Here is a 20,227-nt window from a genome sequence, read left to right as displayed (position 1 = left end):
GAACAGCGCCGAGACGCCCCGCGTCTATTTCGCGGGGCCCGCGGGTCTGGCGAGGTGGCTCAGGGCTCCGCATGCCGCTTGAGGGGGCGGGGTGGCGCGGCACCGGGCTGGGGAAGATCGCGCCGTTGGCCGGGAACGGCAGGGCGACCGCGACCCGGGCGCGGCGGTCGGCGCCGCTCGAAGCCCGGGTCGTTCGTCACAGACCTGGGGTCGCGGGTTGTTTGCGGCCGTCCATGACCCTGGTCGCGAACTCGATCTGGGTGCGCATCTGGCGGATGCGCTCCTCGACGACCAGGGACGCGTGGCCCGCGTCGTAGCGGTAGACCTGGCACGGGACCGGGACGGCCTCGATGAAGCTCTCGATCTGCCTGATCGGGCAGCGGGGGTCGTTCTCGCCCGCGAGGATCAGCAGCGGTGCCTCGACCATGTCGGCGTAGGTGATCGGGGAGGAGGCCACGTAACGTTCCGGGACCTCTTCGGGGGAGCCGCCGAACAGGGCGCGGTGGAAGGAGCGGAGGGCCTCCGACTCGTCTTCGTAGGCCGCGCGGTGGTCGGCGATCGGGACGGCCGCGATGCCGGCGCTCCAGACCTTGGGCTGGGTGCCGAGGCCGAGCAGGGTCAGGTAGCCGCCCCAGGAGCCGCCCGCCAGGATCAGCCGGTCGGGGTCGGCGATGCCCCGGTTGACCACCCAGTCGCGGACCGCCGAGACGTCGGCCAGCTCGATGTGGCCGACCTCGCCGTGGAGGGCGTCGCGCCAGGCCGTGCCGTAGCCGATCGAGCCCCGGTAGTTGACCCGCACGACCGCGAAGCCGCTGTCGACCCAGGCCGCCACGTGGGGCAGGAACGAGTCGTTGTCCTGCGCCGACGGGCCGCCGTGCAGCAGGAACACGGTCGGGTACGGGGCCGCCTGGCCGGTGGGCCGGGAGATCATCGCGTGGATCCAGCCGCCGGGGCCCTCGACGTCGACGTCCTCGACCGGGACCGACGGGGGCGCGGTGGGGCCGGGGCTCATGACGACGTGGCCGTGGCTCGACCGGATCACGGGGGCATGGGCGGCGCTCGACCAGGAGTACTCGACCGTGCCGTCGGGGCGGGTGGCGGCCGCCTCGATCACGCCGTGGGGCGTCTCGATCGGGGTCATGGCGCCGCCGACGAGGTCGTACTTGAAGAGCTGGGTGCGGCCCCGGTGGTGGTTGACGATCAGGAGGGCGCGGCCGTCGTCGTACCAGTCGGCGGTGACCTCGCCGGGGTCGCGGAGGTAGATCTCGCGCTGCTCGCCGGTCAGCGGGTCCCAGACCAGCGGCTCGTGGCGGCCCCTTCGCTCGTGCAGGACCAGCAGGCGGCGGTCGCCCAGCACGGGCGAGAAGCGGATGCCGCGCACGCCCTTGCCAGGGCCGTCGTAGAGGTCGCCGACGACCGAGCCGTTCTTCTTCACCACCCGCAGGGCCGGGTGGCGGGCGTCGCCGTGCTCGCTGTGGTCGATGGCGATCAGGGAGCCGTCGAGGGAGATGCCGGCCACCGAGGCCGACTCCTTGTGCTGGTAGAGCACGGTCGGTTCGGTGCCCTCGCCCATCAGGACGATCTGGAACCCGAGCCGGCACGAACGCCCTATGGCGGCGGTGCCGTTGGCGGCCAGCGCGAGACCGGCCGGGTGGCCGGGGGAGATGTCGAGCGGGCGGGCGGCTCCGCCGTGGAAGTGCTGGCGGATCCAGACGCCGTATTCGTCGCCGTCGGTGTCGGCGAACCACCAGATCCACTGGCCGGTGGGGTCGATGTCACCGTAGGCCGTGCCGTTGGGCCGGTCGGTCACCTGACGGCTGGTGCCGGTGGCCCGGTCCCAGGCGTAGATCTCCCACGTGCCGGAGGCGTTGCTTCGGTAGACCGCGTGGTGCGGGGCCTGACGGGCCCAGGTGGGCAGCGTCATACGCGGGGAACGGAACCTGGTCTGCCAGCGTTCCTCGGCCTTCATCGGCTTTCCTCCCGGGTCCGCCGTCGGTCGCGGTCAAGTATGTCCCGTCAGCCCCCGGAATGGCCGACAAACAGGGGATCTCAGGTGGGAATTTACGGTGAAAAAGCCCTTTGGTCACTAGGGCTGCGGGCACCATTTTCAGCTTTTCGGACGCCACACCGTGACCTGCACCGACAGTCGCACCCTGGCCCCCTCCGACACCTCCACGGCACGCGCGTGCCAGGCGCTCGGACCCATCGCGATCACCGACATGACCTCGGCCGCCGTCAGGTCGAGCCAGCTGGCGACCGGCTCGGTCACGTCGCGTGCGAAGTGGTCGCCGAGGGTGTCGGCCAACCGCCGGTCCTTTTCGTCGTCGACCGACAACAGACCGAAACGTGCCACGATCGGCGCCAGGTGGTCGGAGTTAGGCGTGACCGTTATCAGGGTTCCCGTGGGTTTCAGGACACGGCGAAACTCGCCGGCGTTCCGGGGGGCGAACACGTTGAGAAGCGTGTCAAAGGCCGCGTCGCGGACCGGAAGCGGTTTCCACACGTCCGCGACGACCGCGCCGATCCTCGGATGGGCCCTGGCGGCCTTCTTCAGGGCGTGCTTGGAGACGTCGAGGGCCAGGCCCCGGTCGTGGACGGCCCGCGCCAGGTAGTAGCCGGTTCCGGCGCCGGCGTCCCCGACGACGCCCTTCGCGCGGGCGGCCACCGTCTCGGCGATCGGGGCGAAGGCGCCGCTCGCGAGGAACGTCTCACGTGCCGAGACCATCTCCGGGGTGTCGCCCTTCACCGGGGTGCTCAGCAGGTTGAGGTAGCCCTGCCGGGCGACGTCGAAGGAGTGGCCGCGCGGGCAGCGGGCGGCGCCCGCCGCGAGGGCCAGGTCGTCGCGGCAGACGGGGCAGACCAGCAGGTCGATGACGTCTCCAAGCATCCGACCAGTATCCCGTCAAGTCGTCTGCAACCGGTCTGGGGTGAACTGTCCCTATGACGAAGAAAAGACGTAACTGCCCGAGTTGTCGGACCGTTCTGGACGAAGGCCCGATCGTCTACCGCTGCGCGAAGTGCCAGCGTGCCGTGTACGCCGCCGACGTGAACTTCGATTATTCAGGCCGATGATGCACGATGACCGCATGTAGGAGAATAAAGTGCGGTAATGCCGTACGAACCGATGACCTTCGCCGGGGTCGAGGTCACGCCGCTGTGTGATGCCGTCGGGCCCATGGGGCCGAGCATCGCCCGGCCGCTGCCCGAACTGTTCCCCGGCGGGTCGTTCGCCGACGGCGAGGAGTGGATCCTCCACTTCCACTGCTTCCTGCTGCGCACCGGCTCCCACACCATCCTGGTCGACACCGGCGTCGGCGACCTTACCGGCCCCGCCGCGGGCTGGGCGCCCATCCCCGGCCGGTTGCTCCAGGAACTCGACGCGGTCGGCGTGGCACCCGCCGACGTCGACACGGTGATCCTCACCCACCTGCACAGCGACCACGTGAGCGGCTGCGTCGCCGAGGGCGTGCCGGTGTTCCCCAACGCCCGTCACGTGATCCAGGAGGCCGAGCTCGACTGGCCGGGCGGCGGGCTCATGCGCGACCGGATCGTGAAGCCGCTGGGCGACCAGCTCTGGATCGTGCACGGATCCCGCGACCTCTTCGAGAACGTCCGGGTGGCGCACACCCCCGGGCACACCCCCGGTCACCAGGTCGTGCTGGTGGGCGACCTGATCGTCTCCGGCGACGTGCTGCACCACCCGGTGCAGCTCGCCGACCCGACGATCGGCTACCACTACGACGACGACCCCGAGAGGGCGCTGACCAGCCGTCAGGTCGTGCTCGGCCGGGCCGCCTACCTGGCGACCTCCCATTTGGCCGAGCCCTTCACGAAGGTCCGCTGACGGTAGCGCAGCACCTGGAAGACGCCGAGGGCCCAGATCGGATACTGCACCACCAGCGCCCACCGGAAGTCGCCGTGCAGGTCGAGCCCGACGCCGATCAGGCCGAGCAGGGCGACCGTGGCCAGGAAGCCGCCGCCGTTGACGATGCCGGTGGCCACGCCGATGCGTTCGGCCGGGTTGAAGGTGCGGGCGAAGTCGAAGCCGATGACCGAGCCGGGCCCGTTCGTGGCCAGGACCGTCATCAGCAGCACGAGCAGCCACAGGGGCGAGGGGCCGGGCCAGAGCAGCACGACGGTCCAGACGCCCGCCGTCGAGCCGACGATGCCCAGGACCATCCACGAGCGGCGGTGCGGCCAGCGTCCGGCGACCCAGCCGAAGAGCGGGTTGCAGGCCAGCGACACCACGGTGATCGTGGTCAGCAGCGCACCGGCCGCGTTCGGCGAGAGCCTCTGGTCCTGGAGCAGGAACGGGTAGCCCCAGAGCAGCAGGAACGCCGCCATCGACGACTGGGTGGCGGCGTGTGTCCACAGGCCGAGCTGGGTGCCCGGTTCGGCCCAGGCGGCGCGTAACCCGCGCGGGTTCGCGGCTCTCCCCGGCCTGGCCTCACGCAGCAGCACGACCACCACGGCGAAGGCGACCGCGCTCAGGCCTGCCGCGCCCAGGAAGGTGTCGCGCCAGCCGAAGGCGTGCAGGGCCGAGATCAGCGGTACGGCCGCCAGGATGCCCCCCAGCGCCCCGAGCAGCCCCGTGGTCTGCACCATCAGAGAGTTGCGGCCGGGCGGGAACCACAGGTTCACGATGCGGATCACGCTGATGAACGTCGCCGCGTCACCCGCGCCGATCAGGATCCGGGCCGTGATCGCTCCGGCGGCGCCGCCCGCGAGGGCGAAGACGAGGTTGCCCGCCGCCAGCACGACAGCCCCGGCGAGCAGCATCTTCCTGGAGCCCAGGCGGTCGACGAGGATGCCGACGGGGACCTGGAGGGCGGCGTACACGAGCAGTTGGAGCATCGCGAGCGCCGACAGGCCGGCGGCGCCGAGGTCGAAGCGGGCGGCGGCCTCCAGGCCGGTGACGCCGAGGGTCTGGCGGTGGAAGACCGCGACGAGGTAGGCGACGACTCCGGCGCCCCAGTAGAGGTAGGCCTTCCGCGTCCCCGACATGGGGCGATTTTACCTTTCGACCGTTTTCGCCCCTCGGGCGGTGCGAAGATCGCATGCCATGAGAAGACTGCTGGCCACCGCCGTCGCCCTGGTCGCGATCATCCCCGCCGCGCCCGCCTCCGCCGCGCCGGGGCTGGTGTTCTACCGCGACTCGGCGGTCCACTCCCCCTACGGGAAGACCGCCGTGGGCGGCATGAGCCAGTTCTCGGTGTCGCCCGACGGGCGCAAGGTGGCCTGGATCGACGCGTCGGGGCGGGTGCACGTGCGCGCCGGCGCCTCCGACAAGGTGATCGCCACCGGCGCCATCTCCGGCACGCCCTGCGCTACCCCCGCGTGGTCGCCCGACGGCACGAAGGTCGCCTACGCGATGACGGCGGCCGAGAGCATGGCCCCGATCGCGATCGTCGGCGCCGACGGCACGGGCCGCAAGCGGCTCGGCAAGACCTACGGCGTGTGCCACCTGGCGTGGGGCGGTCGCCACCTGGCCGGATACACCGGGACGACCGACGGCGTCCACCTGATCGACACGGTGACCGGCAAGACCCGCAAGGCCAGGGGAGTCGGTATGGCCAACCACGTGCAGTCGCTCTCGCCCGACGGGCGCAAGGTCGTCTACCAGGCCCGGAGCGGCGGCGACGGCTCGTGGCCGACCGCGTTCCCGCCGCGGATCGTCGACACGGTCACCGGCAAGCGGATCGTGCCGCCGGTCAAGGGCACCCTGATCGGGGCCACGTATCTGAACGACGGGAAACTGGCGGTCCGGGTCAGGGGGGCGACCCGCAACACCGTCGTCGTGCTCACCCCCGGGCTCAAGGTCGTCCAGAAGATCGCCGAACCGGCCAAGTACCGGACGTACGGGCTGCTGCGGGTGTTGTGACGGAAAGGCCCGGCTCCCCCTTGAGCCGGGCCCTCCGCGCCTGATCTAGACGAGCGCGGGCTCCTTGCGCGGAGCGGGCAGATCGTCCTCGTCGTCGTCGCCGTGCGACAACGTGGGCAGCCAGTTCAGCCAGCGCGGCAGGTACCAGTTCCACTCGCCCAGCAGCCGCATCGTGGCCGGGAGCAGCACCGCGCGGACGATCGTCGCGTCGATCAGGATCGCCGCAGCGAGGCCCACGCCCATCTGCATGAACGTCAGCAGCGACAGGGTGGCGAAGACCGCGAACACGGCCACCATGATGAGGGCGGCGCTGGTGACCACCCCGGCCGTGGAGCGGATGCCGTGGGCGACCGCGTCCTCGGTGCGCATGCCCTTGTCGTAGGCCTCCCTGATCCGGCTCAGGATGAACACGTGGTAGTCCATCGACAGGCCGAACAGGATGACGAACAGGAACATCGGCAGCCAGTCGGTGATCGTGCCGGTCGACTGGAAGCCGATGACGCTCTCGCCGTACCCCCACTGGAAGACCAGCACGAGCACGCCGTACGCCGCCGCGACCGACAGCAGGTTGAGCAGGATCGCCTTGACCGCGACCACCAGGGAGCGGAAGGAGACCAGCAGCAGCACGAACGCGAGCAGCAGCACGAACCCGAAGACGAGCGGCCGGGTGGCCGACATCTGGTCGTTGAAGTCCATCGACCCGGCGGTCGAGCCGGTGACGTGCGCGCCCGGCAGCGTGGCCGGGATGATCGTGTCGCGCAGTTCGTGGATCGCGTTCTCCGAGACGGCGTCGGTGCCGGTGCCCTTGACGCCGATGCTGATCCGGGCGACGTCGCCGCGCGGGTTGACGTCGACGGTGACCGGCTCGTTGAAGTGGCCCGAGGCCAGCGCCCGCTCCTTGAGCCGCTCGATCGCGGCGGTGTCGGGGTTCTTCACGACCACCACGGCGGGTTCGTTGCCGCCGGGAAAGGCCTGGTCGATCGCCTTGAACGTCTCGGCGATCTTGTAGTCGCCCTGGAGCTCGTCGATCGTCTGCGGGCCGGGCTTGAGGCTCAGGCCGGGCACCGCCAGCGCGATCATCAGGCCGCCCGCGATCACGACCGAGACGATCGGGTGCCGCAGCACCGGGCGCAGGATCGCGCCCCACACGCGGCTCTCGCCGCCCCGCACGCCCAGGATCCGCCGCCAGGTCACGCGGCCCCGGGTCAGCACCCGGACGGTGCCGTGGAACGCGCGGGCGTCGATCTTGTCGCCGATCAGCGACAACAGCGCGGGCAGCGCGGTCAGCGAGCCGACCACAGCGGTCAGCACGACCAGGATGGTGCCCTCGGCGAAGCCCATGAAGATGCCGTTGCCGGTGAGGAACATGCCCGCCATGGCGACGATCACGGTGATGCCGGAGATCAGCACCGCCCGGCCCGAGGTGCCGGCGGCGATCTCGATAGCGCGCTGCTTGCTCCGGCCCTTCGCCCGTTCCTCCCGCTCTCTCATGATGTAGAAGAGCGAGTAGTCGACGCCCACCGCCAGGCCGATCAGCAGCATGACGTTGGTGGTGGCGGCGTCGACGGCCAGGAACTGGCTGGTCAGGGCGAGCAGGCCGGTCGCGGCGGCGATGGCGGTCAGCGCGAGCGCCACCGGGATGACCGCGGCCAGGATCGCGCCGAAGGCGGCCAGCAGGATGCCCAGCGTGATGGGCAGCGAGAGCTGCTCGGCCCGGACGAAGTCCTCGTCGATGGCCTCGCCGATCAGTTTGTCGGCGCTGGCCCCGCCGGCCTGCTCGACCCGCAGACCGGGGTGGCGGGCCTGCACGCCGTCGACCGCGTCGAGCAGCGGCTGCACCCGGTCGGCGGCGGTGTCGGCGTCGCCCTTCATGGTGAACTGGATCAGGGTGGTCCGGCCGTCGGCCGTCACCGGGGCCGGAGAGGTGATCTCGTCGACCAGTCCGGTCGCGGTGATCGAGCGCTTCACGTCGTCGATCGCCCGCTGGAAGGCCGGGTCGTCAGTGGTCAGCTCGGTGCTCTGCACCAACACGACCTCGCCGGCCGGATCGACGAACCCCGCACCGTCGAGGATCTGCCCGGCGGCGCGCGAGTCGCCGTTGGCGCTCTCGTAGGACTTCATCTCCGCCGTGCCGACGGCGCTTCCGACGAGCGTGGCCCCGGCCACGAACGCCACCCAGATCAACAGCGCCCACCATCGGTGGCGTGCGCTCCAGCCGCCCACCCGGGCGGCGATGTTCCGATTCCGAACCATGTCTACGAACGTAGAAATCGATCGGGGCCGGAACCTCCTGCGTGGATGGGAGATCGGCCCTCCTTCCGGAGAGCTAGGGGACAACCCCGGCTAACCTCAGGGCTGTGATCCCCGCAGACGTGTTCTACGCCCGGCTCCACCGCGTGATCCCGGCCGCCGCCGGGTTCGTCACCGACGCCGACGACCGGGTGCTGCTCGTGAAACCCAACTACCGCGACATGTGGGGCTGGCCCGGCGGCCACGTCGACGAGAGCGAGACCCCTGAGGAGGCCTGCGCCCGGGAACTCAGGGAGGAGGTCGGGTTGACGCTCTCCGTGGGGCGGCTGCTCGTCGTCCACTGGGTGCCGGAGAAGGACGAGCGGCCCTTCCCGCTCGTCCACTTCACCTTCGACTGCGGCACCCTGCCCGACGGCGCGCGGATCACCATCCAGGAGGAGGAGCTCGACGACTGGGGGTTCTTCACCCCCGCCGAGGCCGACAAGATCCTGCCCGACTGGCAGGCCCGGCGGCTGCACGCCTCCGTCGCCGCGCGCGCGTCGGGAGGGTTCAGCTACCTGAGTTGAGGCGGGCCAGCTCGTCGGCCGACAACTCCAGGTCGAGCGCCTTCAGCGAGTCGAGGATGCTCTCGGGGCGGCTCGCGCCCGGGATCGGCACGATGCGCGGGCTGCGCGCCAGCTGCCAGGCCAGGCAGACCTGCTGCGGCGACACCCCGTGGGCGGCGGCGATCTCGCCGAAGGCGGCGTGCCGGCTGCCCAGTTCGGCCGCCGAGCCCATGCCGCCCAGCGGCGACCACGACAGGAACGCGATGTCGATCTCCTCGGCGACGTCGATCTCGGGCTCGCTGGTGCGGAATTTCGGCGAGAACTCGTTCTGCACGGCCACCAGGTCGTCGCCGAGGATCTCCCGCGCGATCCGCAACTGCTCGGGGTTGGCGTTGGAGACGCCGGCCGTCTGCACCTTCCCGGCCTCGACGAGGTCCTTGATCGCGCCGATCGCCACCTCGTAGGGCACCTGCGGGTCGGGCCGGTGGTGGAAGTAGAGGCCGATCGAATCGACCCCCAGAGCCTTCAGCGAGCGGTCACACGCCTGGAACAGGTACTCGGGCCGGCTGTCCCTGCCCCAGCCGCCGCCGGGCGTACGCGTGTGCCCGCCCTTCGTCGAGACCAGAACCGACCCGGCGTCGCCGCTCCAGCTCGCCAGGGCCTTGGCGACCAGTCGCTCGTTGTGGCCGACGTCGGTGTGCGAGGGCGTGTAGGCGTCGGCCGTGTCGATGAGGGTGACCCCGGCGTCGAGTGCCGCGTGGATGGTGCGGATCGACTGGGCCTCGTCGGGCATGTGACCGGCGGTGGACATGGGCATCGCGCCAAGACCGATGGCGCTCACCTGACGGCTTCCGATGCGGCGGGTAATCATGCCCTCAGGCTAGCCAGGGCGTTCACAGACGTTTCAACAGCGCCTGCTTGGCGGTCGCGAACTCGTCGTCGGTCAGCACCCCGTCGCGGTGCAGCGCGCCGAGTTCGCGCAGGCGGCGCAGCACGACGTCGTGGTCGTCGTCCTTCGGGGCGGCCTCGACCGCGGGCGGTTCGGCCAGCGGATGGGGCAGCCGGGCCACGACGGCCGTCACCAGCAGGGCGACGGTGCGGGTCTCCTTGTCGAGGCCCCACAGGACGACCGAGGACGGGTCGTGCTTGATCGGCGGGCGGGTGGACGGCTCGTCCTTGCGGGTGAACCGCAGCCGGCCGTTCTCCATGCCGCCGTTGGGGATCCACTCGACGGCCGCGAGGTCGGCCAGCGCGATCCGCTGCGGCCCCGCCTTGCGCTTGGAGGTGTCGGCCGCCCAGTTGAACTCGATCAGGATCACGTCGCCGTCAAAAGTGATCAGGGCGTCGGAGGCGTTGGCGGTCAGCGGCACGGGAGGGCCGGGCAGCAGGAAGCGGTCGCTGGGCCCGTCGGGCACGCCTTCGGCGAGCAGGGCGGCGCGCACCTCGTCGGCGAAGTACTCGGCCACGCCCGTGCGGTCGGCGTCGATCGTGAGCCGGTAGGGGTCGGCGGCCTCGGGGAGGCGTCCGCCCGTGGCGTGGCTGAACGGGTCGGCGCCCTCGCGCATGCGCAGGCGTAACTGGCCGCCCTTGCGGGCGGGCTGGTAGGCGATGCCGGCCACCGCCGCGAGCGGCACCACGAGCTCTCCGAGGGCCTGGCGGAGCTTGTTCACCCCGCGCTCCTTGGCGGGCACGATCCGGATGACGTCGCCATTGAAGGTCCACGAGCCGTCGCGTACCAGCACCTCGGTCATGGCCGGATCTTACGCATCAGGTGGCAAAGTGGGGATTATGCGCGTGGGGATTCTCGGGCCGCTCGAAGTGCGGTCCGACAGGGGCGACGCCGTGACGATCGGCGGGGCCCGCCTCCGTGCCCTGCTGGTCCGTCTCGCGCTCGACCCCGGCCGGCTGATCACCCACGACGAGCTGGCCGAGGCCCTCTGGGGCGACGCGCCCCCGGCCGACCGGGCCAACGCCCTCCAATCCCTCGTGTCGCGGTTGCGCCGGGTGCTGCCCGACCCTGCGGCGCTGCGCTCCGAACCCGGCGGATACCGGCTGACGCTGCCGAAGGAGAACGTCGACGCCCACCGGTTCGCCGCGCTGGCCGCGAGCGGACGGGCCGCGCTGGCCTCCGGCGACCACCGGCGGGCGGCCGGGCTGCTGGGCGAGGCCGCCGCCTTGTGGCGGGGGCGCCCGCTGGCCGACGTGGCCGACGCGCCGTTCGCCGACGCCGCCGTGGCCGGGCTGGACGAGGCCTGGCTGACCGCCACCGAAGACCGGCTCGAAGCCGAGCCGGTGATCACCGAACTGCGCGACCTGGCCGCCCGCCATCCGCTGCGGGAGCGGGTGCACGCCCTGCTGATGCGGGCGCTGGCCTCTTCCGGGCGGCGGGCCGAGGCGCTGAGCGTCTTCGAGGAGGTCCGGCACGCCCTGGCCGACGAGCTCGGCGTCGACCCCGGCGCCGAGCTGCGCGAGGCCCACCTGGCGGTGTTGCGCGAGGAGCAGGCGCCGCGCCGGGGGCGTCCGGTGCTGCGGGCGCCGCTGACCAGCTTCGTCGGCCGCGACCACGACATGGCCGAGATCGGCCGGCGGCTGGCCGACAGCCGCCTGGTCACCTTGGTCGGGCCCGGCGGCGCCGGCAAGACCCGGCTGGCCAGCACGGTCGCCGCCGGGCTCGACCGGCCGGTCTGGCTGGTGGAGCTGGCCCCGGTCACCAACCCCGACGACGTGCCGCAGGCGGTGCTGACGGCGGTGGGCGCCGGGCAGACGAAGGTCCAGGAGGGCACCGTCGCCCGCATCGTCGAGGTGCTGTCGGGCGTCGAGGGCGTGCTGCTGCTCGACAACTGCGAGCACCTCATCGACGCCGCCGCCCGGCTGGCCGACGAACTGCTGGGGTTGTGCCCCCGGCTGACGGTGCTGGCCACCAGCCGGGAGGCGCTGGGCATCTTCGGCGAGTCGCTCTGGCCGGTGCCGCCGCTGGCCGACGAGCCGGCGGTCCGGTTGTTCCTCGACCGGGCCGAGGCGGTGCGTCCCGGGTTCGCCCTCACCGAGGCCAACACGCCGGTCGTCCAGGAGATCTGCCGCCGCCTCGACGGGTTGCCGCTGGCGATCGAGCTGGCCGCGGCCCGGTTGCGCTCGCTCACCGTCGACCAGGTGGCGGCCCGGCTCGACGACCGGTTCCGGCTGCTGACGGGCGGGAGCCGTACCGCGATGGCGCGGCACCAGACGCTCCGCGCGGTGGTGGCCTGGAGCTGGGACCTGCTCGGCGACGACGAGCGCTACCTGGCCGAACGGCTCGCGGTGTTCCCCGGCGGGTTCACCGCCGAGGCGGCCGAGGCCGTGGGCGGCTCGCTCGACCTGCTGGCCGCCCTGGTCGACCGGTCGCTGCTCCAGCTCATCGACGGGCCCCGCTACCGCATGCTGGAGACCATCCGCGAATACGGCCTGGAACGCCTGGCCGAACGCGGCGAGGTCGACGAGGTCCGCCGCGCCCACACGCGCTACTTCCTCGACCTGGCCGAGCAGGGCGGCGGCCAGATGCGCGGCCACGGGCAGCTCACCTGGATCCGCGTCCTCGGCACCGACCACGACAACCTGCTGGCCGCCTTCCACTACGCCATCGAGCGGGGCGACGCCGCCACCGCGACCCGGATGACCGCCGCCCTCGGCACGTTCTGGATGATCACCGGCCGCCGGTCGGAGTCGGTGCCCTGGCTCAAGTCGGCGCTCGACCTCGACGGCGAGATCGACCGGAACGCATGGCTGGTCACCACGATGATGTATCTGCTGAACTCGCTGATGAGCCAGCCGGTCGAGGACGTCGAGGGCCTGATCGCCCGGTTCGGCGAGATCTCCCGGCAGGCCGACATCGACGACGACCCGCTGTTCTGCCTGCTCAGCCCGATCTACCACCTGTTCCAGGACGACACCGAAGGCGGCCTGGCCGCGATCGACCGGGCCCTCGGCGTGGCCGACCCGTGGAGCAGGGCGATGCTGCTGATGTTCCGGGGGTTCATGCTGGAGAACGAGGGCGACCCCGTCGGCATGCTGGCCGACCTGCGTGAGGCCGCCGCCGGGTTCCGCGAGGTCGGCGACCGCTGGGGGCTGGCCCAGGCGCTGACCTTCATCGCCGACGCCGCCATGTTGTTCGGCGACTTCGACCTCGTGGTGAAGTCGCTGGAGGAGGCCATCGAGCTGACCCGGCTGCTCAATCCCGACGACGACGCCGGGCACCAGCGCATGTACCTGGCCACCGCCCGCCGCCGCCAGGGCGACGTCGACGGCGCCCGCCACGAGTTGCGGCTGATGGCCGAGTCGAGCCGCAACGAGTGGTCGGTCAGGGACGCCGCGTTCTCCCGCATCGGGCTCGGCGACCTGGCCCGCGAGGTGGGCGACCTGGTCGAGGCGCGCATCCAGTACGAGGAGGCGGCCGCCGCCGTCGACCGGTCGGGCATCGTGTCGCCGCAGTTCCGGGCGCTGGTGCTGACGTGCCTCGGCCATCTGGCGGTCGCCGAGGGCGATCCGGACGCCGCCGCCTCCGCCGCCGCCGAGGCCGCCGAACTGGCCGACTCGGTACGCGACCGGCCGGTCCTGGCCCGGGTGGGCGTGCTGGCCGCCGAGGTGGAGGCCGTACGAGGGAACGCCGAAGGGGCGGCCCGGATACTCGGCGCGAGCGAGCAGCTCCGGGGCGCCCCCGACGCGTACAACCCCGACGTCTTCCGGATCTCCGTCCAGTTGCGGGAGACCCTCGGCGACGAGGCCTACCGGCAGGCCTACGACAAGGGCGCCGCCCTCGACCGGCCGGCCGCGATCGATCAGGTCCTGCGCCGGTAGGCCCGCACCGCCAGCGGCGCGAAGATCGCGAGCAGGCCGAGACCCCAGGCGGCGACCCAGACGACGTGCGTGGCCACCGGTCCGCCGATCATGAGGCCGCGGGCGGCCTCCATCGCGTGGGCGACCGGGTTGACCTGCACCCACGACTGGAGCCAGCCCGGCAGGGTGTCGACCGGGGCCATCATGCCGGTGCCGAAGGTCAGCGGGAACATGGTGAGGAACGCGACGCCCTGCACCGCGCCCGGCTCCCGCAGCACCATTCCGAGCAGGACGAACGCCCAGCTCAGGCAGAACGCGAACGCGATGGTCATGACCACGGCGGCCAGCGCGGGCACGATCCCGTTGACCAGCTCGAAGCCGAGCACGAGCCCGCAGATCGTGAGCGAGAGCGTGGCGACGACGTAGCGGATCAGGTCGCCGAGCACCGACCCGATCAGCGGCGCCGACCGCCCGATCGGGAGGCTGCGGAACCGGTCGAAGACCCCCTTCTTGAGGTCGGTGTTGAGGCTCACGCCGGTCGCGACCGAGGCGAACACGACGGTCTGCACCAGGATCGCCGGGAGGAGGAACTGCAGGTACTGGTGGGTGTCCCCGGCGATGGCGCCGCCGAGCAGGAACACGAACAGCACCACGAAGATGATCGGCTGGAGGGTCACGTCGAGCAGTTGCTCGGGTGTCCTGATGGTCTTTATCAAGCTGCGCCGCGCGAGGGCGAGACTATGTCTGACCAGCCCGAAAGGGCGTGGCTGCGAGCGGGTGGGGACGGGCTTCTCGTGCTGTACGGGGGAGAGCGTGGTGGTGGTCATGGGGGATCGCCTCTCAGGCCGCTTCTTCGTCGGTGGCGCGCTGGCCGGTGAGGGTGAAGAACACCTCGTCCAGGCTGGGCAGGCGCAGGGACAACTCGGTGACGGAGACGCCGGCCTGGGCCAGCCGCGCCACCGCCTCGGTGAACTGGGCGTCGCCGTCGACGGGCACGGTGACCACGCCGCGGCTGGGCGACTCGGCCGGACGGCCGGAGACGCTCGTGAGGATGGCCTCGGTCTCGGCGAGGCGGGCCGGGTCGGCGGGGCGGGCGAGGATGGTCTGGCCGCCGACGATCTGCTTGAGCTGGGCGGGGGTGCCGTGGGCGATCGACCGGCCGTGGTCGACGACGGTGATCTCGTCGGCCAGCGCGTCGGCCTCCTCCAGGTACTGCGTGGTCAGCAGCACGGTCACGCCGTCCTTGACCAGCCCGCGCACGATGTTCCACACGTCGTCGCGCTTGGACGGGTCGAGGCCGGTCGTCGGTTCGTCGAGGTAGATGACGTCGGGGCGGCCGACGAGGCTGGCGGCCAGGTCGAGGCGGCGGCGCATGCCGCCCGAGTAGGTCTTGGCCTGCCGCGCCCCCGCGTCCGCCAGCCCGAACTCGCCCAGCAGCTCGGTGGCCCTGGCCACCGCCTCGCTCTTGCGCAGATCGAGCAGCTGCCCGATGAGGACCAGGTTCTGCATGCCGGTCAGGTCTTCGTCGACGGAGGCGTACTGGCCGGTCAGGCCGATCAGGCGGCGGACCTTGGCGGCGTCCTTGACGACGTCGAGCCCGCCCACGAACGCCCGTCCCTCGTCGGGGCGCAGCAGCGTGGCGAGGATCCGCACGGCGGTCGTCTTGCCGGCCCCGTTCGGGCCGAGCACCCCCAGCACGGTGCCCTGCGGGGCGGAGAGATCGAGCCCCGCCAGGGCGGTCGTCTTTCCGTAGCGTTTCACGAGGCCCCGGGCCTCGAATGCGTATTCCATGCCTCCCAGCGTGCGGCCCGCCCCTGTCATCCGGCGCACAGCGCGCTGTCAGCCTCAGCGGGCCCTCAGCAGCGCCTCAGCCGGCTCTCAGCGAGTTGTGCGGGGCCAGTCGCCGGGCCAGGTCGAGGGCGGCCGCCCGGCCGGCCCGGTTCGCGCCGACCGTGCTGGCCGAGGGGCCGTAGCCGACCAGGTGGACCAGGGGGTCGGCCACGACACGCGTGCCGTCCATGCGGATGCCGCCGCCCGGTTCGCGCAGCTTCAGCGGGGCGAGGTGGCGGAGGTCGGCGCGGAAGCCGGTGGCCCAGACGATGACGTCGGCGGGGAAGACCTCCTCGCCCCACGACACGCCGTCGCTCACCAGGTGCGTGAACATCGGGCACCGGGTCAGTACGCCGCGCTCCAGGGCCTCGGTGACGACCGGGGTGTAGGTCAGGCCGGTCACGCTCACCACGCTCTGAGGCGGCAGGCCGGCCCGCACCCGCTGCTCGACGAGGGCCACCACTTCCCGGCCGTCGAAGCCCTCGGGGCGGAAGTCGGGTTCGCGGCGGGTCACCCAGAGCGTCGACCGCGCCACCGCGCCGACCTCCGAGAGCACGTGCATCGCGGAGTGGCCGCCGCCGACGACCACGACGTTCAGACCGGCGAACTCCGCCGGGCCCGTGTAGGACGCGTAGTGGAGCTGCCGCCCGTCGAAACGCCCGGGATAGAAGGGCCAATGGGGGCGGGTCCACGTTCCGGTGGCGTTGACGATCCCCCGGGCGCGCCATTTGTCGTCCACCGTGAAACCCGGCTGGACTTTTCCCACTTTGTACGGGCGGATGACGTCCAAACCCATTTGTGCTTCATAAGCGGCGAAATATTCCGGTACGGCCTCCGCCGCCGCCCTTGTCGGGTCGACAGAGGGCCGGGCCATGCCCGGCAGATCGAAGATCCCGTGCACGCGATCCATTGTCAGCGTGGGGGATCGGTGCCGCCACGCCCCGCCCGGGGAGGCCTCCGCGTCGAGCACGACCTGCGACAATCCGAACCGCCGAAGGTGGTACGCAGCAGACAATCCGGCCTGACCAGCCCCGATCACCACAACATCGACATCTCTCACGACCTTCTCAACCAAGTGAACCCCGGGAAACTTCCCGAATTAACGGGCATTTCATGGCCGAGCTTTCCCGTGCCTTTGTGTGTGCTGCCAAAGTAGATCCGCCCAGTTATTGCATGATCGGCACATGAGGTACGGAACGTACATGATCGCCCTAATCATGGGCCTGGGTTTTCTGGGGGCTGCGCTTCCCGCGCAAGCCGCCCCGGTCTCTGACACCCAAGTCGTGGGCCACGCGCCCGTTCAAAAGTACAAGAAAGCCAAGAGAGTCAAGGTGATCAAGTACCGGGTGAAGAAGCGGCACATCCGTATTCGCCCGAAGATTGAATGGCACCACATCCACCACTACCACCGCATCTTCCACACGAAGCACTGGCTCCACAAGCACCACCACCACAGGCGCCACTTCGTGCACCGGCACCACCACCACAAGCACGACAACCACATCATCCACAACCGCTGCTTCAACAAGCACCTGCACCACCTGCACGAGCACCACCACAAGCCGAAGCACCACCGCCACCACGGCCACCACTTCGAGGGCATGCAGGGCGCTCAGACCGCTCCTCGCATGGACTGGAACGAGGGCATGGACGCCGGCATCTCGGCCGAGCGTCGCGCTGTGAGCGCTTCGGACCGTCACTGCGTGCCGGGCCACTTCTACGACGAGGACGGCGACGACGGCTTCGAAGAGGAAGACGGCTTCGAGGACGACGACGACCTCGGTGGCGGCGCCATCGGCGGCCCGGCCGGTTCGGCCGCCCAGGGTTCCACCATCACCGGCGTCGTCCACGTCGCCGGCAAGCCGGTGACCCTGCTTCCGCAGCTGAACGCTCAGGTCAGCGGCGGCAGCTGCCCCGCGGGCAGCACGCTGGTCGGCGGCTCGTGGACTGTTCCGCTGCTCAGCCAGGGCGTCCCGATGGCGCCCATCCGCAGCGCCGCCAGCGGCACGCAGTGGCAGATGCAGTTCGTGAACACCGGCAGCCTGCCGACCGTCGTGACGGTCTCGTCGAGCTGCCTGGCCCACTCCTGACGATTCACTCCTGATGATTCAGGAGTCGGCCGGTAGGTAACGGGTCGACAACCAGATCACCGCTCCGAGGACCAGTCCCACAGAAAGGGCCAGCCGAAGCGACGTCGCGTCGGCGAGGAACCCGATCAGGACTGGTCCGAGGAGCAACCCGGCGTAGCCGATGGCGGCCGTCTGCGCGATGGCAGGCCCCGACTGCGCCGGGTCCGCCCCACCCGCGAGCGACAGCGCGAACGGGATCACGGTGGCCATCGCCACCCCGGCGACCAGCAGCCCGACCAGCGCCACCTCCGCCACCGGCGCCGTGATCATCACCCCGAACGACAACGCCACCACGAGCCCGCCGAAGCGCAGGCACGCGGCGGCGCCGTAGCGTCTGCGCAGCCGGTCACCGGCCAGCCGGGCGGCCAGCATGCCGCCGGCGAACAGGGGATAGCCGAGGGCGGCCAGCGACTCGGGGGCGCCCAGCACGTCGCGCAGATAGAGACCGTTCCAGTCGCCGACCATGCCCTCGATCATGAACGCGGCGAAGACCACCACCCCGAGCACGTAGACCACGGGGGGCAACCGCCGGCGCACCGCCGCGCCGCCGTCGTCGCTGCCGGGGTCGGGCAGGTACGTGCGCGCCAGCGCCGCCGCGATCGGCAGGCTGGCCACCGCCACGAGCAGCAGGTGGTCGCGGAACGACAACCCCAGCCGGATGGCGCCGATCCCGATGGCCCCCGACGCGATGGCCCCGATGGACCACCCGGCGTGGAACCCGCTCATCAGCGACCGGCCCGAGGCGTTCTCGGCCACCGCGCCCTGGGCGTTCATCGAGATGTCGAACAGGCCCACGGCCATGCCGAACGCGGCGGCCGCGACGATCAGCGTGACGTAGTCGGGCGCCAGCGCCACCCCGGCCAGGGTGAGCGCGCTGAGCGGCATCGACAGGGTGAGCGACCGGCCGCTGCCCAGCCGGCGCAACATGGGCCGGGAGCCCTGCATGGCCAGCAGCCCGCCGACCGCCCACGCGAGCAGGACGATGCCGAGTTGCGATTTGGTGAGGTGGACGGTGTCGGTCATGGCCGGGACGCGCACCGTCAGCGTGCCGGACATGATCCCGCACAGCACGAAGGACGACGTCGTTCCTAATCGGGCCCTGGTGAGGTCGGGGGCCAACAGGTGTCCTCTCGATCGGTCAGGGAGGGGAGGGCACGCAAACCCGACCAGGTTAAAAGACCGATCGGAAATGTGGGGATTTGGCCCGCATGTCACGATGGTTAGATGCGTGCCGGAATCACGATCCTGCCCGAACACCGCCGCCCCGAGCTCGAACGCCGCTGGCGAGCCGCCGAGGCCTACGGCTTCGCCCACGCCTGGACCTTCGACCACCTGGGCTGGCGCACCCTGGTCGACGGCCCGTGGTTCGGCTCGGTGCCGACCCTGTCGGCCGCCGCGATGGTGACCTCGACCATCGAGATCGGCCTGCTGGTCTCCTCGCCCAACTTCCGCCACCCGGTGCCGTTCGCCCGCGAGCTCACCGCCCTCGACGACCTCTCCCAGGGCCGCTTCACGCTCGGGATCGGCGCGGGCAGCCGGGGCGACTACGACTCCCGCGTGCTGGGCTGGAAACCCGCCAGCCAGCACGCCCGCTACGCCGAGTTCGTCGAACTGCTCGACCTGCTGCTGCGCGAGGAGCGGGTGTCGTGGTCGGGCGACTACTACGAGGCCGTCGAGGCGCGCAACACGCCCGGCTGCGTGCAGCGCCCGCGCCTGCCGTTCCTCGTGGCGGCCGACGGCCCCAAGGCCATGGCGCTGGCCGCCCGGTTCGGCGACGGCTGGGTGACCCTGGGCGGACGCGGAAAGGAGACGCTCGACGCCTGGTGGGCCGCCGTCGCCGAGGCCTCGCGCCGGTTCGACGACGTGCTCGCCGACCTGGGGCGTCCGCGGGAGGGCGTGCGGCGGTTCCTGCAGTCGGACTCCGCCCCCGTCTATTCGTTGTCGAGTGTCGAGTGTTATCGCGATTTTGTAGGAAGGTCTGCCGAACTCGGTTACACCGACCTGGCCGCGCCCTGGCCGCGCGAGACTGGCATCTGGGCCGGAGACGAATCGGTCCTCGACGCGGTGGCGGCAGACGTGCTGCCGGAACTACGAAGGGCGCCATGACGGAGCTGTTCGACAAGCTCACCCCCCAGGAGCAGATCGACCTGCGGGCGCGCGGCCGGACCCGCACCTGGGCCCGTGGCGAGATCGTCTTCACGCAGGGCGACCCCTCCACGTGGGTGCTGCTGGTCCTTTCGGGCAAGGTCAAGATCTCGGCCGCGACCGAATCGGGCACCGACGTGGTGCTGGCCGTACGCGGCCCCGGAGCCGTCGTCGGTGAGATGGCCTCCATCGACGGCCAGCCCCGGTCGGCCACGGTGACCGCGGTCGAGCCGGTCGAGGGCCTGGCCATCCGCGACTTCGCCGGGTTCCTGCGGGAGAACGGCCGCGTCGCGGTGCTGATCATGCGTACCGTCACCGAACGCCTGCGCGACGCCGACCGCAAGCGGATCGAGTACGGCGTGCTCGACACCGCCGTCCGGGTCGCCAACCGGCTCGTGGAGCTGGCCGAGCGCTACGGCGAGCCGGTGCCGGGCGGGGTCAGCCTCGAACTGCCGCTCTCCCAGGACGAACTGGCGAGCTGGGTGGGCTCCTCCCGGGAGGCCGTCAACAAGGCGCTTCGCGGATTGCGTGATCGAGGTCTGATCGAGACGGGCCGCCGGCGCGTACTTATCAATGACATGGACGGACTGCGGCGCCGCGCACGTCAGTCGTAGTGAGTACTGGTTCACAGAACTTCC

Annotated in this window: 17 protein-coding genes; 7 read left to right on the top strand and 10 right to left on the bottom strand. The window is 71.2% G+C overall.

Translation table 11 applies throughout. The features are described 5' to 3' along the window. Positions 1-196: 196 nt before the first annotated feature. Both QSK34_RS21605 and QSK34_RS21600 read right to left on the bottom strand, forming a co-directional pair. Positions 197-1,969, bottom strand: a complete 1,773-nt coding sequence (locus tag QSK34_RS21605; protein ID WP_161479741.1) for a S9 family peptidase — start codon at positions 1,967-1,969, stop codon at positions 197-199. A 138-nt stretch (positions 1,970-2,107) separates the two neighbouring features. Next, positions 2,108-2,887: a putative RNA methyltransferase gene (locus tag QSK34_RS21600; protein WP_285586053.1), complete on the bottom strand. Its 780-nt coding sequence runs from the start codon at positions 2,885-2,887 to the stop codon at positions 2,108-2,110. Between the two features lie 222 nt (positions 2,888-3,109). Here QSK34_RS21600 and QSK34_RS21595 point away from each other — a divergent pair, with 222 nt between their 5' ends. Then, positions 3,110-3,844 (top strand): MBL fold metallo-hydrolase, encoded by a 735-nt coding sequence (locus QSK34_RS21595; RefSeq protein WP_285586052.1) that lies wholly within the window; start codon positions 3,110-3,112, stop codon positions 3,842-3,844. Here the strand turns inward: QSK34_RS21595 and QSK34_RS21590 are convergent. Then, a complete protein-coding gene (locus QSK34_RS21590) occupies positions 3,796-5,004 on the bottom strand; it encodes an MFS transporter (protein WP_285586050.1) in 1,209 nt (402 codons plus the stop codon). The genes QSK34_RS21595 and QSK34_RS21590 overlap by 49 nt on opposite strands. Positions 5,005-5,062: 58 nt before the next feature. On the opposite strand from QSK34_RS21590, the gene QSK34_RS21585 reads away from it, so the two are divergent. Next, positions 5,063-5,881, top strand: a complete 819-nt coding sequence (locus QSK34_RS21585; RefSeq protein ID WP_285586048.1) for a hypothetical protein — start codon at positions 5,063-5,065, stop codon at positions 5,879-5,881. 45 nt (positions 5,882-5,926) lie between these two features. Here the strand turns inward: QSK34_RS21585 and QSK34_RS21580 are convergent, their stop codons facing one another. After that, positions 5,927-8,134, bottom strand: coding sequence for an MMPL family transporter (locus QSK34_RS21580; protein WP_285586047.1), 2,208 nt, complete (start codon positions 8,132-8,134; stop codon positions 5,927-5,929). Positions 8,135-8,238: 104 nt separating this feature from the next. Here QSK34_RS21580 and QSK34_RS21575 point away from each other — a divergent pair, with 104 nt between their 5' ends. Then, positions 8,239-8,697, top strand: a complete 459-nt coding sequence (locus QSK34_RS21575) for an NUDIX domain-containing protein (RefSeq protein ID WP_285586045.1) — start codon at positions 8,239-8,241, stop codon at positions 8,695-8,697. On the opposite strand, the gene QSK34_RS21570 is transcribed toward QSK34_RS21575, so the two are convergent. Together QSK34_RS21570 and QSK34_RS21565 are read right to left on the bottom strand one after the other, a co-directional pair. Beyond that, positions 8,681-9,547: an aldo/keto reductase gene (locus tag QSK34_RS21570; protein WP_285586044.1), complete on the bottom strand. Its 867-nt coding sequence runs from the start codon at positions 9,545-9,547 to the stop codon at positions 8,681-8,683. The genes QSK34_RS21575 and QSK34_RS21570 overlap by 17 nt on opposite strands. Positions 9,548-9,569: 22 nt before the next feature. Further along, complete coding sequence (locus QSK34_RS21565) at positions 9,570-10,427, bottom strand: DUF4429 domain-containing protein (protein ID WP_285586043.1); 858 nt, start codon at positions 10,425-10,427, stop codon at positions 9,570-9,572. A gap of 37 nt (positions 10,428-10,464) precedes the next feature. Here QSK34_RS21565 and QSK34_RS21560 point away from each other — a divergent pair, with 37 nt between their 5' ends. Continuing rightward, positions 10,465-13,506 (top strand): AfsR/SARP family transcriptional regulator, encoded by a 3,042-nt coding sequence (locus tag QSK34_RS21560; protein ID WP_285586042.1) that lies wholly within the window; start codon positions 10,465-10,467, stop codon positions 13,504-13,506. Here the strand turns inward: QSK34_RS21560 and QSK34_RS21555 are convergent. The 3 genes from QSK34_RS21555 to QSK34_RS21545 all read right to left on the bottom strand — a co-directional run bounded on the left by QSK34_RS21555 (position 13,488) and on the right by QSK34_RS21545 (position 16,357). Then, entirely contained in the window at positions 13,488-14,312 is an 825-nt protein-coding gene (locus tag QSK34_RS21555; RefSeq protein WP_285586041.1) for an ABC transporter permease, read from the bottom strand. The genes QSK34_RS21560 and QSK34_RS21555 overlap by 19 nt on opposite strands. 13 nt (positions 14,313-14,325) lie before the next feature. Then, the gene (locus QSK34_RS21550) at positions 14,326-15,276 is read right to left on the bottom strand and encodes a daunorubicin resistance protein DrrA family ABC transporter ATP-binding protein (protein WP_030456276.1); all 951 of its coding nucleotides are present in this window, start codon (positions 15,274-15,276) and stop codon (positions 14,326-14,328) included. Positions 15,277-15,352: 76 nt separating this feature from the next. Continuing rightward, positions 15,353-16,357 carry an NAD(P)-binding domain-containing protein gene (locus QSK34_RS21545; protein WP_285586704.1) on the bottom strand — a complete coding sequence of 335 codons (1,005 nt, stop codon included), beginning with the start codon at positions 16,355-16,357 and terminating at the stop codon, positions 15,353-15,355. A 289-nt stretch (positions 16,358-16,646) separates the two neighbouring features. On the opposite strand from QSK34_RS21545, the gene QSK34_RS21540 reads away from it, so the two are divergent. Further along, positions 16,647-17,405, top strand: coding sequence for a hypothetical protein (locus QSK34_RS21540; protein WP_156046096.1), 759 nt, complete (start codon positions 16,647-16,649; stop codon positions 17,403-17,405). 18 nt (positions 17,406-17,423) lie between these two features. Here QSK34_RS21540 and QSK34_RS21535 read toward each other — a convergent pair whose 3' ends face one another. Then, positions 17,424-18,563, bottom strand: a complete 1,140-nt coding sequence (locus tag QSK34_RS21535; RefSeq protein WP_285586039.1) for an MFS transporter — start codon at positions 18,561-18,563, stop codon at positions 17,424-17,426. Between the two features lie 105 nt (positions 18,564-18,668). Here QSK34_RS21535 and QSK34_RS21530 point away from each other — a divergent pair, with 105 nt between their 5' ends. Next, entirely contained in the window at positions 18,669-19,550 is an 882-nt protein-coding gene (locus QSK34_RS21530) for an LLM class flavin-dependent oxidoreductase (RefSeq protein ID WP_285586038.1), read from the top strand. Beyond that, a complete protein-coding gene (locus QSK34_RS21525; protein WP_161479756.1) occupies positions 19,547-20,203 on the top strand; it encodes a Crp/Fnr family transcriptional regulator in 657 nt (218 codons plus the stop codon). The genes QSK34_RS21530 and QSK34_RS21525 overlap by 4 nt, the downstream gene beginning before the upstream one ends. Positions 20,204-20,227 lie beyond the last annotated feature (24 nt).

The organism is Herbidospora sp. NBRC 101105, assembly GCF_030269205.1.
GTDB classification, from domain to species: Bacteria; Actinomycetota; Actinomycetes; order Streptosporangiales; family Streptosporangiaceae; genus Herbidospora; species Herbidospora solisilvae.
The sequence above is the reverse complement of the archived record's forward strand: the minus strand, read 5'-3'. Positions and strand labels throughout refer to the sequence as shown.